Raw genomic sequence first — 414 nt, forward strand, 5'->3', positions numbered from 1 at the left:
TACGAACTTTTTTTCTTCGGAAGTATTCAGGACCGCTTCTTCTTTAGAGAAAAGCTGAAACATTTCCGTAAGATTTGTATTAAACGATCTGATGATATAATCGACATTCCAGACAAAGATCCCTGCATTCCAAAGATAATTTCCACTATTAAGAAATTCCCGGGCTACGGCGTAAGATGGTTTTTCGGTAAAAGTTTGCACCGGTTTCACAGATAAGGATTCCGAAGGATCGTATTTTATATATCCGTATCCTGTATTAGGAAAAGTGGGCTTAATACCAAGAGTGATGATCTTATCTTCTCCTCTTGCCGCATCAAAGGCTGCAGCAATATCTCTGGAAAAAGCTTTCTCATCTTCTATCCAGTGATCGCTGGGAGCCATAACCATGACGGCATCTTTGTTCTTTTTTCTGAT

Annotated in this window: 1 protein-coding gene; it reads right to left on the reverse strand. The window is 39.4% G+C overall.

Annotated elements, in window-relative coordinates:
* Positions 1-414, reverse strand: a 414-nt coding sequence (locus tag HC175_RS19460; protein ID WP_262887255.1) for a sugar phosphate nucleotidyltransferase, incomplete at both ends; no start/stop codon positions are given.

The sequence above is a fragment of the Salinimicrobium oceani genome (genome assembly GCF_012037645.1).